We start from the raw sequence: 13,469 nt of genomic DNA, 5'->3' as shown, positions 1-13,469 counted from the left end.
GGTGGGGGGTGTGGCCTGACCATGCCCGACGCGATAGCAGCCGCGGCCGTCACGCACCTGCGCGTGGCGGCCCGGCCGGCTTTCCGCCCGGCCGGCCTCCCGTCGCCGGGGCCCGCGAGCGGCCGCGTGGACTTCTCCTCCCGCCGGCCGCCCGCGGCGCGGACCGCCCGGCGGGGCCCCGCCGCCCCTGTCGGCGCCCCCTCCGCGCCCGTACACTGACAAATCGCAGATGTGCGGGCGCAGTTGAACCGGGGGGAGCCGCCATGTCGGGGGACCAGTACGACAGATACGACTACACCGTCCAGGCGCCACCCATGCCGACGGCGCCGCCGCCGGCCCCCGCCGACGGAGTGCGGGCCGTCGCGGTGGCCGTGCTCAACCTCAGCGGCCTGGGCCTGGGCTATGCGCTGGTGCGCCGATGGGTTCTCACGGCGCTGTGCTGGGCCGCCACCGCCGCGCTGCTCCTCGTCGCGCTGCCGGCCGATCCGGACGGCGTCCCGGCCGTGGCACTGGTGCTGTACGTCGCGTTCCTCGCCGCGGCGGCGGCGCACGGCGCGCGCGTGGGTCTGCGCACCCCGCTCGCCGGCCTGCGGAGCGCGCCGCTCGCCCTCGGCCTCGGGCTCCTGCTGCTCGTGGCGCCGGCCGGCGGCGTCGTGCTGTACGACGGCGCGCGGGACGAGGCGACGCAGCAGATGCTCCTTGACCGGCTCGACGAGGCCGACCGGGCGGTGGAGGCCGCGGGCGGCAAGCCGTTCGGCACGGTGCAGTCCGACTACGACCAGGCCCTGTCGGTGTACTCCGGGCTGCGGGCGGACCACCCGGGCTCACGGGCGGCGCAGCGGGTGCCGTCGCGGATGAAGACCTTCTACACGACGGTCGGCGCTCCCTTCGCACGGGGCGAGTACTGCGCGGCGACGGCGCCGCTGAAGTACCTGCGCACGGTTCCCAAGAGCCTGCCGGGGACGGACCTCGGGGATCTGCGGACCTGGCCCGACGACCGGCTGGCCACGTCGCTGTACGAGTGCGCGTCGGCGTCGCTGACGACCGGCGAGGCCACCTGGCCGTCGCAGTTCGCGGAGCTGCTCACCACCTTCCCCCGCTCCGAGCAGGCCACCAAGGTGGAACCGGCCGTGGCGGCCGCGGTCGTCCGCACGGAGAAGGGCCTGGGCGGGGAGGAGCCCTGTGCGGCGGTCGAGCGGCTGCGCACGCTGGGGACCCAGATCGACACGGTGACGGGCGGCGACCAGGGCGTCGCCGACGCTCTCGACAAGGACTCCCGGCGGGCCGCGGGCAGCGCGGACACGGGTGCGTACACCTGCGGGGTGGACCAGTACCAGGACGGCGACTTCGACGCGGCGCAGACGACGCTGACGGACTACGCCTCCGCCCACAAGACGGCCAAGAACGCCGCACGGGCCAAGAAGATCGCCATAGCGGCGGAGATCGCCCAGACCGTGCCGGCCGCCGGCAAGTCGCTGCCGACCACCCGTTCGGGCGGCAGCATCTCGGTGACGGTGCAGAACGACAGCCCGGACGAGATCACGGTCCTTTACACGGGTCCGGTCACCGGGAGTTTCACCCTCAAGGCCTGCGGGAGTTGCAAGGGGTACTCCCTCGGCAGCACCCTCAACCCGAGTTTCAAGCCGTGCGGCGACAGCGGGAAGAACTATCCGGAGCGGACCATCAGCCTGCCGGTCGGCACCACGTACTTCCTGCACAAGCCGATGGGCGACAGCCTCGCCACGCCCGCCTCGGACACGGCCAAGCTCCAGTCGGGCTATGTCTACACGGAATGCGCCTACACCACGCAGAGCCTGGGATCGGGCCTGTGAACCAGGGGTGAAACAGCGGGAAACGGGAGGGAATTCCGGCCACCGGATTCCCGTCATGCCGTGAATGCGGCCGCCTGGGAAGGCATATGACGGGTGATAAGGTGCGCCGGAATTCTCTTGTGCACGCCCCACACGAAAGCCTTGAGACAACGAAATGAACGACATAATGGCGGATGCCTCCCTCGATTCCTTCACCCCGGGCGGCAGCCGCCGGCACCGCAGACCCGGGCAGAGCAGCGCGGGGCTGCGCCGGGCGATCGTGCTGGCCCTGGCCGTCCCCCTCACCTCGGCGGCCCTGGCCGCCCCCTCGGCGTTCGCCGCGGGCAAGGGCGTCGAGGCGACGGCCAAGGACACCGCGCGGGGTCCCGGCGTCGGTGCCGACGACCAGCAGATGGTCACGAACCTGGGGATCCGGGTGCTGGACCAGCGGCTGGGCGGGAACGTCAGCGGCGTGGTCCTGGACTCGGCGTCCGACCGGACGCTGTGGGACCACAACGGGGCGACCGCGCTGATGCCGGCGTCCAACACCAAGCTCGCCACCGCGACGGCCGCCCTGACGGTGCTGGGCCCGGACCACCGGTTCACCACGAAGGTCGTCTACGGCGACGGCACGCTGACGCTCGTCGGGGGCGGGGACCGCACGCTGACCGCAGCGGACCTGGCCGAGCTGGCGGACACCGCGGTCGCGGGCCTGAAGGCGGCGGGGCTGACCTCGGTGAAGGTCGCCGTGGACGACAGCCTCTTCCCGGAGCCGACCCTGGCCAACGGCTGGAACACCGGCTACTACCCGGACTCGGTCGCCCCGGTGCGCGCGCTCGTCGTGGACGGGCGCCATGTCGAGGACACGTCGCTCGACGCCGGGCAGCTCTTCGCGCAGAAGCTCGCCGCGGCCGGGGTCGGCGTCGACGGCGCGGTCACCCGCGCGACGGCGAGCGCGCACGACGTGCCCGTGGCCCAGCACCGGTCGGCAGCGCTGTCGGACATCGTCCACAAGATGATCAAGGTCAGCGACAACGACATCGCCGAGACCCTGTTGCGGGCCACGGCCCTGGAAGCGGGCCGCCCGGCCACGTTCGAGGGCGGCACGGAGGTCGTCCGCCAGGTGCTGAGCGCGCGTTACGGCGTCTCCCTCGACCACTTCGAGATCTACGACGGCAGCGGGCTCTCCCGCGCGAACCGCATTCCCGCCGCGACCCTCGCGGAGATCCTCGAACTGCTGACGGAGCCCCGTTACGCCCGCACGCTGGGCTCCATCCGCGACGGGCTGCCCGTCGCCGGCGAGGCGGGCAGCACCCTGGGCCCGGAGTGGGGCCGCTTCGACGACGCGAACTCCCGGTGCGCCGTCGGCAAGGTGCGCGCCAAGACGGGCACGCTCACCGGGGCCATCGCCCTGAGCGGTCTGACCCAGGGCAAGGACGGCAGGTGGAAGGTCTTCTCGTTCGTCGAGAACGGCTCCACGGCCGACCCGGGCGCCATCAAGGACGCCATGGACGGTCTCGCGGCGACCGTCAACGGCTGCTGGGCGTAGCGCGGCGGGAGGGCGCACAGGCGGCGCGAGCGGACGGGCCGGCTCCGGCGGAGCCGGCCCGTCCGCCTGTCCGGCCCGCCGGACTGTGACCCATACCACAAAGGAACGATGCCGTTTCGATGAGACCCGGGGCTACGCTGTCACCAGGTGAACGAAACAGTTTCGTTCCCAAGAGGCGTTCGCCCCCACCGCATGGAGAACACGCCATGGCCTGCGTACTCATCGTGAACGACCAGCCCCTCCAGCGACTCGGCCTGCGCATGCTGCTCGCCGCCGAGCCCGACCTGACCGTCGTGGGCGACACCGCCGACGCGGCCGAAGCGGTCCGCCTGAGCGCCGAACTGCGCCCCGACGTCGTCCTGATGGGCGGCCGTCGCCCCCGGCACGAGGACGTCGAGACGATCCGCCGCATCGCCCGGCCCTCGCACCTCGCGGCCGTCGGCAGTCCCGCCGCGGCGGCTGCCGGTCCCCCGCCGCGCGTCCTGGTCCTGACCTCCACCGCCGACCAGGAATACGCCTACGCGGCCCTGCGCGCGGGCGCCGGCGGATTTCTCCTGGAGGACGCCACCTCGGACGAACTCACCGCGGCCGTCCGGGTCGTGGCGGTCGGGGACGCGGCCATCACCCCCCGGCTGACCCGCGCCCTCATCGACACCGTCCGCCACGACCGCACCCCGCGGCCCGCCGTACGGGCGGCCGGCGTCGACGCCCTCACCGACCGCGAACGCGACGTCCTGGTCGCCGTCGCCTCCGGCTGGTCGAACGCGGAGATCGCCGCGCGCCTGTCCATCGCCCCCACCACCGTCAAGTCCCACGTCAGCCACATCCTGGCCAAGATCGGCGCCCGCGCGCGGGTGCAGGCCGTCGCCTTCGCTTACGAGTACGGCCTGGTGCGCCCGGCCGCCTGAGCGCGACGCGCCCCGGCCCGGGTTTCCCGAGGGCGCCGAGCCCGTCGCCTCAACTCGCCTGCCCCATAAGGGATGAGATCCTGATTCGGGGTATGTATCAGTCTATGGGCGTTCACCTCATCACGGGTGCTGGTTCGGGTATCGGTGCGGCCGTGGCCGCGCTGTTCGCGGCGCGGGGCGAGCAGCTGTGGCTGCTGGCCCGGGACGAGGCGCGGGCGGAGGAACTGCGGGCCCGCTTCCCGACGAGCCGGACACTGGCCGCCGACCTGTCCGAACCGGGGTCGATCCGCACCCGGTTGGCGGCCGGCGCGCTGCCCGACCGGCTGGACTCGCTGGTGCACGTGGCCGGCGTGGTCGAGTCGGGCCGGGTGGACGAGCTGGACGCGGCCGTCTGGCAGGACACGCTCGCCGTCAACCTCGTCGCCCCGGCGGAGCTGACCGGACTGCTGCTGCCCGCGCTGCGCGAGGGCCGCGGGCACGTCGTCTTCGTGAACTCGGGAGCGGGCGTCCACGCGCCGCCGCGGCTGAGCGCCTACGCGGCGTCCAAGTTCGGGCTCAAGGCGCTGGCGGAGTCCCTGAGGGCGGAGGAGTACGCGCACGGGGTGCGGGTCACCACGGTGTTCCCCGGGGAGACGGACACACCCATGCAGGTCAAGCTGCACGAGCAGTTCGGTCTGCCCTATGCGCCGCAGGCCCATATGAGTCCGGCGTCGGTGGCGGCCGCTCTGGTCATGGCGCTGGATCTGCCGCAGGACGCGACGATGAGCGATCTGATGCTGCGCCCGGGGTGCTGAGCCCGGCGCGGTGGGCGCCGGGGGCGGTCGCGCCGGTCCGCCAGTGGCCCACCAGGTCGGCGTAGAGCGGGACTTCGGCCAGCAGCGTGCGGTGCGTGCCGGTGCTCGGCCGGGTCCCGTCCAGGAGGAGGACCCGGTCCGCGCGGCGCGCCAGCGTCATGCGGTGCGCGACGGTGACGACCGTGCCGGGCCGGCGCCGGAACGCCGCCTCGACGCGTCGCTCGGCGGCCGCGTCCAGGTGCCGGGTCGCCTCGTCGAGGACGACCAGCCGGGCCTCGGAGAGATAGGCGCGCGCCACGGCGACGAGCGCCCGTTCCCCGGAGGACAGCGTCGCCGGGTCGACCGGGCCGTCGGCGCCGCCGCACCGTTCGGCCAACGCGTCCATCCCCAACTCCCCCACGGCCGCGGCGAGGACGGCGTCGGACGTGCCGGGCGCGAGGTAGCAGAGGTTCTCGCGCAGGGTGCCCGCGAACACGTAGGGGTGCTGCGGCACCAGGACGCGCGCGCGGGCCAGGTCGTGCGGGGTGACGGCGCCCAGGGGCACTCCGCCCAGGACGACCTGTCCCTCGTCGGGCGGGAGCATGCCGGCGAGCACGTCGGCCAGGGTCGACTTGCCGATTCCGGAAGGACCGACGACGACCAGGTGTTCGCCGTCCGCGAGCGCCAGGTCGAGCCCGTCCAGGACCGGTTCGGCCTCGGGCCCGTAGGCGAAGACGATCCCCGACAGTGTCACCGAGCCGTCCGAGGGCCGCAGGGCCGGGCCGGGATCCGGGCCCGGCCGGGGGCGCCGGGCGGCCTCGGCGAGCCGCTCCGCGGCGACGGCCAGCCGCAGCCAGGAGGCGCCGAGTCCCTGCACCAGCAGCCGGATCGCGGGCTCCAGGGTGGCCAGGACGTAGGCCAGGACGCCCACGATCTCGCCCGGGGTCACGCCCCGGGCGTGCAGGCGCGGCGCGGCGAGGACGACGAGCAGCAGGGGGGCGTGCGCGCCCAGGGCCACGATCAGCCGCCGGAGCGCGGACACCGAGGCGAGCGCCCTGGACGCCCGCAGGTGTCCCTGGACGGCGTCGAGGGCGAGGCGTTGCGCGTGTTCGTGCGCCCCGCAGGCGACGATGTCGCGCAGGGCCGTGACGGTGGCGACCGCGCGGCCGGCAAGCTCCTCCTCCGCGTCGAAGGCCTCGCGCTGTCTGCGGACGGTGGCCGGGGCGAGGACGGCGAAGACGACGAGGGCGGCCAGCAGCGGGCCGGCGACGAGCGGCACGGCGGCGGACGAGAGCACGGCGGTGCCGGCGACGACGGCCACGACGGTCAGGACGAACTGCCACAGCAGCATCAGCTGACCGGCGAGCGCGTCGCGCACGGCCTCCACCTGCCGGGTGAGCCGGGCGACCGCGACGGCGGCGGCGTCGTCGTCGCGGGCGGCGCCCGGCGCGACCGCACGGTGCAGGGTGCCCGTGACGACGTCGCGCAGCAGCCGGTCGCGCAGCGGCTCCACGATCTCGGCCAGCCACGGATAGCTCTGCCGCCCCGCCCAGGCGCCGCCCAGGGCGCTGAGCGCGAACGCTCCCAGCCCGAAGGCCGCCGTGCGGGGCCGGTCCATCAGGAAGCCCTCGTCGACGGCCACGGCGAGGGCCTTGCCGCAGACGAGGGCCGGGACGGCGGAGAGCAGGGTCCACCAGGTGAGCCGGAACGCGGCGGCGCGGTCGGCCGCGACGGCGCTCCGCAGCAGCCCCAGCGCGCTCCTGTGGGCCGCGGCGAGGGAGGAGGAGGCCCGGGGCGGGCGGGAGCCGGGGCCGAGGGCGTCGTCGCCGGTCCCGGGGGTGCGCCCGTCCGGCGCGCCATCCGCGGGGCGGAGCGCGGCGGGTCGGTGCTCCACGTCAGTCATCGGCGTCCTCCTGGTCCTCGAACAGGCTGCGGTAGGCGGGCACGTGCCACAGGTCGCGGTGGGGGGCGAGGGCGGTGACGCGGCCCTCGTGCAGCCACGCCACGAGGTCGGCGCGGGCGGCCGTGGCCGTCCGCCGCGTCACGACGAGACGGGTGCGGTCGCCGTAGGAGTCGTCCAGGGCCCGCAGGACGGCGGCCTCGGTGGCGGAGTCCAGGCTGGACGTGGCGTCGTCCAGGACGAGGAGCCTGCTGTCGCGGGCCAGGGCGCGCGCGAGTCCCAGGCGCTGTCGCTGGCCGCCGGAGAGCGGCGCGTGCGCGAGCGGGGTGTCGTAGCCGGCCGGCAGGCGGCGGACGAAGGCGTCGGCCTGCGCCGCGCGGGCGGCCGCGTGGACGCGCTCCTCGGGCAGTCGCTCGGCGGCCGCGCTCAGCGCGTCCAGGACCGTGCCGCCCGTGAGTTCGGGGTCGCAGAACGCGTAGGAGACGGCGGCGCGCAGGTCGGCCGGGCGGATCTCGTCCAACGGCACGCCGTCGAGCGACGCGATACCCCCGTCCGGTGCGCGCAGACCGCCCGCCACGGCCGCCAGCAGGGACGTCCCCGCGCCGGAGCGGCCCACGATCGCGACGCAGCGCCGGGCGGGCACGACGAGGTCCAGTCCGTCGAGGACGACGCCGGCCGGGGTGCGCACGGTGACGCCGCGCAACTCGACGCGTCCGGGCCCGGGCGGCAGGCGGCGCAGGCCAGGCGGCTGCCGGGGCACGGCGAGCACCTCCCTGACGCGCCGACGTCCGGCCCGGGCGCGGGCGAGGTCGAGCAGGCTCTGGGCGGTTCCGAAGCCGCCCAGGCCCAGGGTGGCGTACCCGAGCGCGGCCACGAGGTCGCCGGGGCCGAGCGCGCCGGTGGACAGTTCCCAGCCGGCGACGGCGATCACGGTGATCTGGGTCGCCGGGGCGAGCAGTCCCGTGGACCAGGCGACGCGGCGCTGGCTGTCCCACAGGGCGCGGCCGTTGCGGCCCAGGTCGGGCAGCGGGCGCAGGACCCGCTCGATCTCGCGCTCGACGGTCGCGGCGGCGGCGATGGTGCGGCGTCCGGCCAGCGCGTCCAGCAGCCGGGCGGCGACGGCGGCCTGCGCGGCCTGGTAGCCCTCGCCCCGGCGCGCGGTGCGCCGCAGGTGCCGGCGCAGCAGCAGCCAGCCTGCGGGGGCGGTGACCAGGAAGGCCGCGGCGAGCTCGGGGGCCAGCAGGCCCAGGGCGAGCACGGAGCCCGCGGCCATGGCGAGTTGGGCGACGGCGTACACGGCGGCCTGGACGGCGGGGCCGGCCTCGCCGGCGCTCGCGGTCAGGCGGGCCACGAGGTCACCGGTCGTGGTCCCCGCGGCGGAGTGGGGACCGAGGGCCACGATGTGGCGCACCAGTGCGCGGCGCAGCCGGGCGGTCTCCTCGGCGGTGGCCCGCGGACCGGCGTACTGCGCGAGGGCCTCGGCGCCCGTGAGCGCCGCGAGGACGGCGGCGACGGGAAGCAGGCCCTGCCCGGCGCTCGCGGACAGGGCCCGGTCGACGGCGGCGGCGAGGACGGCCGGCAGGGCCAGCGCGGCGGCCGAACTCACCGCGACCGACAGCGCGAGGACGAGGGGCCACACCCACGGCGGGCCGGCGTCCGGCGCGGGGCCCCGCCGCGTCCGGGCACGACGCGCGGCGGCCCAGGCCGTACGATCGGGAGCCCCGCCTCGCCGCGACGGGTGTCGGTGGTCCTGTCCCATGCGGACTCCTTCGGGCGGTGGACGGCGGGCGGCACGAGAACGCCGGCCCGGGCTGTCCCTCAGCCCGGGCCGGCTCTCTTCAACGGATCAGGTCACCCCGCCGTGGGGAGGGGGACGACCCGGGGCGGTGCGGTCAGAGGCACAGCAGCGTGCTGACGGTGCTGTTGGTGCAGTTGACCGCGGACAGGGAGCTGAGGACCGACAGGTACTCGGTGGTCTCCTCGGGGGTCTCCAGGGCCTGCAGGCTGAGGATGGACATGGTGATCTCCTGTCACTGTGATGGGTGCTTTCCGGCGAGCGCCGGAAACTTCGGGCCGCGGCGGCCAGGGCCGCGGGATGCCGCTCGGTGCGCGGCGGGCAGACCGTCGGTCAGGTCTGTTCGGGTCGGGTCAGGTCTGTTCGGGACGGGCCGGGACGGTGAGGGGTGCGGGATCCGCGACCTGTCGTCCGGTCCAGAAGGGCAGTGCGGGGGTGTCGGCGAGGGCCGATCCCAGGGCCAGCAGGATGCCGGCGGATCCGGTGGCGAGGTCCATCGACAGGCGCAGCAACTGCTCGCCGGGGAAGGCCGCGTGGCCCTGGTGGGGGACGAGGTGCCAGACCAGGCGCCGGATGTGGCGCCGGATCAGCGCGTCGTGGTCGTCGGCGCCGTCCCGGAGCAGGTGGAGCAGCAGGATCAGTCCCGCCCGTCCGTTGAACAGGCCGCTCTGCACGATGAACTCGGGCTCGGCCGCCCGCCGCATCTGTCGCAGGCTGCGGAGGTGTCCGGGGTCCGGGCGGTGGCGCAGCGCCGCGTGCAGCACGGCGGCGATGCCGGCGCTGCCCGTCTCCAGGTAGGGCAGCACCCGGCTGCCTTCGTCGACCTGGAGGGTGCCGTCCTCGCCGAGGACGCACCGGGCGAGGTCGAGGCGCAGGGCCTGGTCGGCGAGGTCGAGGTAGCCCGTGTCGCCGGTGCTGTCGTGCAGGCTCAGGAAGAGCAGGGCCGCGCCGGAGGGGCCGTGCAGGAGGCCGGGGCGTGTGTGGGGCGGTGGTGCGCCGGCCTCGGCGGTCAGGCGGGCGGCGAGGCGTTCGGCGACGTCGGCGGCCGCGGCCCGCAAGGAGGCGTCGCAGGTGGTGCCGGCGAAGTGCAGCAGCGTCAGTCCGATGCCCGGCAGGCCTCCCGCGAGGTCGCTGCCCTGGGAGTCGAGGGGTTCCTTGAGGAGCCGGTCGAGGAGGTTGTGCGCCTGGCGGACGCGCCCCAGGCGGTCCAGGGCGAAGGCCACGCCGTGGGCTCCGGTGTAGAGACCGGGCCGGCAGGGCCGGCGTGCGACGGCTTCCAGCAGCCATTCGACGTGGTCGTCGGCCACGGGGGCGCCCACGGTGTGCAGGGCCCACAGCACACCCGCCGCGCCGTAGGCGAGGCCCAGGCCGTCGTGGGTGAACTGGCTGGGGTCGCCGGGGAAGAGACGGTCGGTGCGTTCCGGGGTCGCGCTCGCCGTGATGGCCGCGGCGAGGGAGTCCCGCAGCGCGGGCCAGTCCGCGCGGTCGCCGCTGAACAGTGTCGACAGTCTCTCGAACTCCGGGTCGGTGGCCGGTTCCGGGGGCGCCGAGCGCGCCGCGGGGACCGGGGAGCGTGGGGGGAGGGGGCCGTCGTCCGGCGGGGCCGGCAGGGCGAAGCGTCTGGACGCGGCGCGGGTCAGCTGACCGCGTTTGCCGGGGTCCAGCGCCGTGAGCTGGATGAGCGGCATGAAGATCCACAGCCGGAGGGCGTCGAGGGCGTGGTCGTCGATCGCGTAGCCCTCCAGGCCGGCCGGGGCCGCGAAGCCCGCCGCGCCGAGCCCGGGTCTGACGAAGGCGTCCGCCGGCGAGGCCAGTTCGAAGTCCACGAAGCAGACGCGTCCGTCGGGGCGGACGATCAGGTTGCGCGGATGGAGGTCGCCGAAGACGACGCCGCGGGCGTGGATGGCGCGCAGCCCCTCCTCGATCCCGGCGAGGACGCCCAGCGCCTCGTCGCGGTAGCGCGCGATCGCGTCGGGGTCGGGGTCGGGATGGATCAGGGGGTAGCGCTGCCCGAACCACCTGTTCAGCGGTTCGCCGGGTATGTACTCCTGCACCAGGAAGTGGTGTTCCCACGCGGTGTGGTAGCCGAGCACGGCGGGCGCGAAGGGCACGCCCTCCAGACGGTGCAGGATGTCCCGCTCCCTGCCGAGCCGGGAGACGGCGTCGTCGCCGCGCTGGTCGAGGCCGGCGTGCGGGCGGGCCTCCTTGAGGACCACCTGCTCGCCGCCGGCGGAGGGCCGGGCCAGGTAGATGCCCCCGCCGTTGGAGAAGTGCAGGGCTCTTTCCACGGTGTAGGGGAAATCGCCCGTGCTCGTCGCGGCCCGGTCGGCGAGCGCCTGCGCCAGGATCTCGGGGACGGGGGCCCAGTCGGGCACCTCGAAGACGGCGCGCCGCACGTCGGGGCGCAGCCGGCCCGACGGCTCGCGCAGGGCCAGGACGAGCTCGCCGCTCTCCGAACGGCAGAACTGCTCGGTGAAGCCCCCGTAGCGCAGGTACAGCGGTCCGTTGCGCCAGCGCAGGTCGCTGAGGATGTAGGGGCCTCGCAGGCCGGTGAGGACCTCGTCGAGGTCGACGAGACAACGTTTCAGCTCGCCTTCGTCGACCGGGTACAGGGTCATGAACTTGCCGCTGGACCCGCGCGAGGCGTATTTCGCGTTCTGCGTCTGCACCAGGGCGGGGCTGCGCAGGAACTTGTAGGCCACGCGGTGGCGGAGGCAGTAGGCGCTGACGAGGGAGAGGATGCGCTCCGCGTCGTCCAGGCAGGCGGAGACGTGGATCTTCCAGCCCTGGTCGGGCAGTTCGACGTCGTCGGGGGTGCGGCCGGCCCAGACCTCTCGCTCGGAGCCGAGCCAGCCGGCGGGTATGGGCTCGCGGACCGCGGCGAACTCGTCGGCGGTGGCCCAGCGGACCGGTGAGTCGTAGAACGTCCTGTCCGCGTACGCATACGCCTCATAGCGCATGTCCATAACGCTCCCCCAACGCTGCCGGTGACCCTTCCAGGGCGATTTTCGTACGCACGGTGCGTTCCTGCCGCTTCCTCAAGGAGTGGCATGATGACCGCTCTTTGCCCTGCAATGTGAAGGTAAGGGACGGCCGACACCGGTCGGCAGAGCGCATTCGACGCGCACGTCGGGGCGCGCGAAGCCCGACCGCCTCGCGGTTGCGACCCTCAATTGCACCGCGCATATGCGTTCGAGGCCTGACATGGGCATGGATGCCCGGCCGGGCCTCGAACGGTCGCGCGACCCGGCCGGGCGGGCGTCAGTCCCGGGCGCGCTGGTGGACGCGGGCGACCAGCAGGTTCGGGTCCCGCTGGGTGAAGTACGCGGCGCTGGTGACGTACACGGTCCGGCCGCGGACGGCGACGGAGGTCGGGTTGGACAGTCCGTCGGCCCGGGTGAGAACGACGTGGTGGGCGCCGTCCGGGCGGACCAGTTCGACCTCGCTGCCGCCGGTCATGGCGGCGAGGGCGGTGTCGCGGTTCCGCTCGAGGAAGGCGAAGTCGTCGATCGCGTAGAGCCGGGTCGCCCGGGTCTCCACCTCGCCTGCGGCCCCGCCCGAGCGCACGGGGATGCGCAGCAGCGTCCCGGCGTTGGTGTTGGAGACCCACACGGCGCCGCGGTGGAGCCGGAGCCCGTTGACGCCGACCTTGGCCGCGGGCCTCGGGTTGCGCGGCTCCAGCGCGGCTCCGGTGGCCCAGGCCGTGGGCGTTCCCCCGGCGCGCGGGACGCGCCAGACGGTGCCCAGCACGGAGTCGGCGGCGTAGAGCACGCCCCGGCGCTCGTCGAGGGCGAGACCGTTGGGGAAGCCGGTCGGCGGCAGCTGGGCGATCTGCCGGGGCCTGCCGCCGTGGGCGGGGATGCGCCAGATGCCGGTCGCGGCGGTGCCGGTCGCGTAGGTGACGAACAGGGTGCCGTTCTGGGCCCGGGCGATGCCCAGGACGACGGCCGCGCCGACGACGGGCGTGTGCGGGTTCGCGACCGCGGGCAGCGTCGCGAGGAGCCGGGTGCGGCCCTCCCGGGTGACGTTGACGACCTGCCGGGCGTTGGAGAGCGTCAGGTCGGCGGAGCCGTCGGGGGCGAGCGCGATGTTCTCGGGCGACTGCCCCCGGGCGAGATCGAGGTGGGCGGCGACGCGCGGTTCGGTGACGGCCGGTCCGTCTGCGGGGGCGGGGGCGGCGGCCAGCGCGCCGAGGGCGAGAACGGCGACGGCGGCGACCGCCGGACGGGGAACTCGTGGCATGGGGCCCTTCCTTGCTGGGACGTGGGGCATGCCGCCGCACGGCGGCCAGACGACCATCGCCTCGCCGCCCGGACGGCCGCCGCAGTCGTGGCCGGGAGGTCGCCCGCGTGGCCCACGGCATGGACCCGGCTGCCGCTCACGCGGGTGAGGGGGCATGCAGCAGACTGTGCCGTGCAGAGCGACGCCACTCCAGAAGGAAGCACCACGTGATCATCTTCGGCACCAAGGGATACCTCTACCAGCTGGCGATACTGACGCTGGTGTGCGGCCGGTGCGGCAACCCCGCCGCGCACACCCTCAGAAAGCGGGTCACGAAGTTCACGCTGTTCTTCGTGCCGCTGTTCCCGATCTCGACGAAGTACGCCACGCAGTGCACCTTCTGCGGCGCGGAGCAGAAGGTGACCAAGGAGCAGGCGGACCAGCTGCTCGCCCAGGGGACGGGCGCGGGCCAGGCCTACGGTCAGCCGCAGCAGCAGCCGTACCAGCACTGA

The 13,469-nt window shown here is 74.7% G+C and carries 10 protein-coding genes and 1 pseudogene; 6 read left to right on the top strand and 5 right to left on the bottom strand.

Annotated elements, in window-relative coordinates:
• From KMS84_RS25695 to KMS84_RS25675, 5 genes and pseudogenes are all read left to right on the top strand, one after another.
• Positions 1 to 219: pseudogene (locus KMS84_RS25695) on the top strand (hypothetical protein); the annotation flags it as partial.
• A 44-nt stretch (positions 220 to 263) separates the two neighbouring features.
• Positions 264 to 1,832, top strand: a complete 1,569-nt coding sequence (locus KMS84_RS25690) for a hypothetical protein (RefSeq protein ID WP_256918820.1) — start codon at positions 264 to 266, stop codon at positions 1,830 to 1,832.
• A gap of 166 nt (positions 1,833 to 1,998) precedes the next feature.
• Entirely contained in the window at positions 1,999 to 3,360 is a 1,362-nt protein-coding gene (dacB, locus tag KMS84_RS25685) for a D-alanyl-D-alanine carboxypeptidase/D-alanyl-D-alanine endopeptidase (protein WP_256918819.1), read from the top strand.
• Positions 3,361 to 3,566: 206 nt separating this feature from the next.
• On the top strand, positions 3,567 to 4,268 hold the full coding sequence (locus KMS84_RS25680) for a LuxR C-terminal-related transcriptional regulator (RefSeq protein WP_256918818.1): 702 nt from the start codon (positions 3,567 to 3,569) through the stop codon (positions 4,266 to 4,268).
• A gap of 104 nt (positions 4,269 to 4,372) precedes the next feature.
• Positions 4,373 to 5,062: an SDR family oxidoreductase gene (locus KMS84_RS25675; RefSeq protein ID WP_256918817.1), complete on the top strand. Its 690-nt coding sequence runs from the start codon at positions 4,373 to 4,375 to the stop codon at positions 5,060 to 5,062.
• Here the strand turns inward: KMS84_RS25675 and KMS84_RS25670 are convergent.
• The 5 genes from KMS84_RS25670 to KMS84_RS25650 all read right to left on the bottom strand — a co-directional run bounded on the left by KMS84_RS25670 (position 4,998) and on the right by KMS84_RS25650 (position 12,978).
• Complete coding sequence (locus tag KMS84_RS25670) at positions 4,998 to 6,944, bottom strand: ATP-binding cassette domain-containing protein (protein WP_256918816.1); 1,947 nt, start codon at positions 6,942 to 6,944, stop codon at positions 4,998 to 5,000. The two genes, KMS84_RS25675 and KMS84_RS25670, sit on opposite strands and share 65 nt — an antisense overlap.
• Positions 6,937 to 8,700 carry an ATP-binding cassette domain-containing protein gene (locus tag KMS84_RS25665; protein WP_256918815.1) on the bottom strand — a complete coding sequence of 588 codons (1,764 nt, stop codon included), beginning with the start codon at positions 8,698 to 8,700 and terminating at the stop codon, positions 6,937 to 6,939. Before KMS84_RS25665 ends, KMS84_RS25670 begins: the two co-directional genes overlap by 8 nt.
• A 133-nt stretch (positions 8,701 to 8,833) precedes the next feature.
• On the bottom strand, positions 8,834 to 8,959 hold the full coding sequence (locus tag KMS84_RS25660; protein WP_020127262.1) for a SapB/AmfS family lanthipeptide: 126 nt from the start codon (positions 8,957 to 8,959) through the stop codon (positions 8,834 to 8,836).
• A gap of 130 nt (positions 8,960 to 9,089) precedes the next feature.
• Positions 9,090 to 11,702, bottom strand: a complete 2,613-nt coding sequence (gene lanKC / locus KMS84_RS25655; RefSeq protein ID WP_256918814.1) for a class III lanthionine synthetase LanKC — start codon at positions 11,700 to 11,702, stop codon at positions 9,090 to 9,092.
• Positions 11,703 to 11,997: 295 nt separating this feature from the next.
• The gene (locus KMS84_RS25650) at positions 11,998 to 12,978 is read right to left on the bottom strand and encodes an NHL repeat-containing protein (RefSeq protein WP_256918813.1); all 981 of its coding nucleotides are present in this window, start codon (positions 12,976 to 12,978) and stop codon (positions 11,998 to 12,000) included.
• 206 nt (positions 12,979 to 13,184) lie between these two features.
• On the opposite strand from KMS84_RS25650, the gene KMS84_RS25645 reads away from it, so the two are divergent.
• On the top strand, positions 13,185 to 13,469 hold the full coding sequence (locus tag KMS84_RS25645; protein WP_256918812.1) for a zinc-ribbon domain-containing protein: 285 nt from the start codon (positions 13,185 to 13,187) through the stop codon (positions 13,467 to 13,469).

Origin of the sequence: Streptomyces hilarionis (genome assembly GCF_024539675.1) — a bacterium.
GTDB classification, from domain to species: Bacteria; Actinomycetota; Actinomycetes; order Streptomycetales; family Streptomycetaceae; genus Streptomyces; species Streptomyces hilarionis.
This window is presented reverse-complemented; position numbering and strand designations above follow the sequence as displayed.

Bases quoted from the DNA above. Each gene is read 5' to 3' on its own strand.
- KMS84_RS25690 (WP_256918820.1), top strand. From the start codon at position 264: ATGTCGGGGGACCAGTACGACAGATACGACTACACCGTCCAGGCGCCA.
- dacB (WP_256918819.1), top strand. From the start codon at position 1,999: ATGGCGGATGCCTCCCTCGATTCCTTCACCCCGGGCGGCAGCCGCCGG.
- KMS84_RS25680 (WP_256918818.1), top strand. From the start codon at position 3,567: ATGGCCTGCGTACTCATCGTGAACGACCAGCCCCTCCAGCGACTCGGC.
- KMS84_RS25675 (WP_256918817.1), top strand. From the start codon at position 4,373: ATGGGCGTTCACCTCATCACGGGTGCTGGTTCGGGTATCGGTGCGGCC.
- KMS84_RS25670 (WP_256918816.1), bottom strand. From the start codon at position 6,944: ATGACTGACGTGGAGCACCGACCCGCCGCGCTCCGCCCCGCGGATGGC.
- KMS84_RS25665 (WP_256918815.1), bottom strand. From the start codon at position 8,700: ATGGGACAGGACCACCGACACCCGTCGCGGCGAGGCGGGGCTCCCGAT.
- KMS84_RS25660 (WP_020127262.1), bottom strand. From the start codon at position 8,959: ATGTCCATCCTCAGCCTGCAGGCCCTGGAGACCCCCGAGGAGACCACC.
- lanKC (WP_256918814.1), bottom strand. From the start codon at position 11,702: ATGGACATGCGCTATGAGGCGTATGCGTACGCGGACAGGACGTTCTAC.
- KMS84_RS25650 (WP_256918813.1), bottom strand. From the start codon at position 12,978: ATGCCACGAGTTCCCCGTCCGGCGGTCGCCGCCGTCGCCGTTCTCGCC.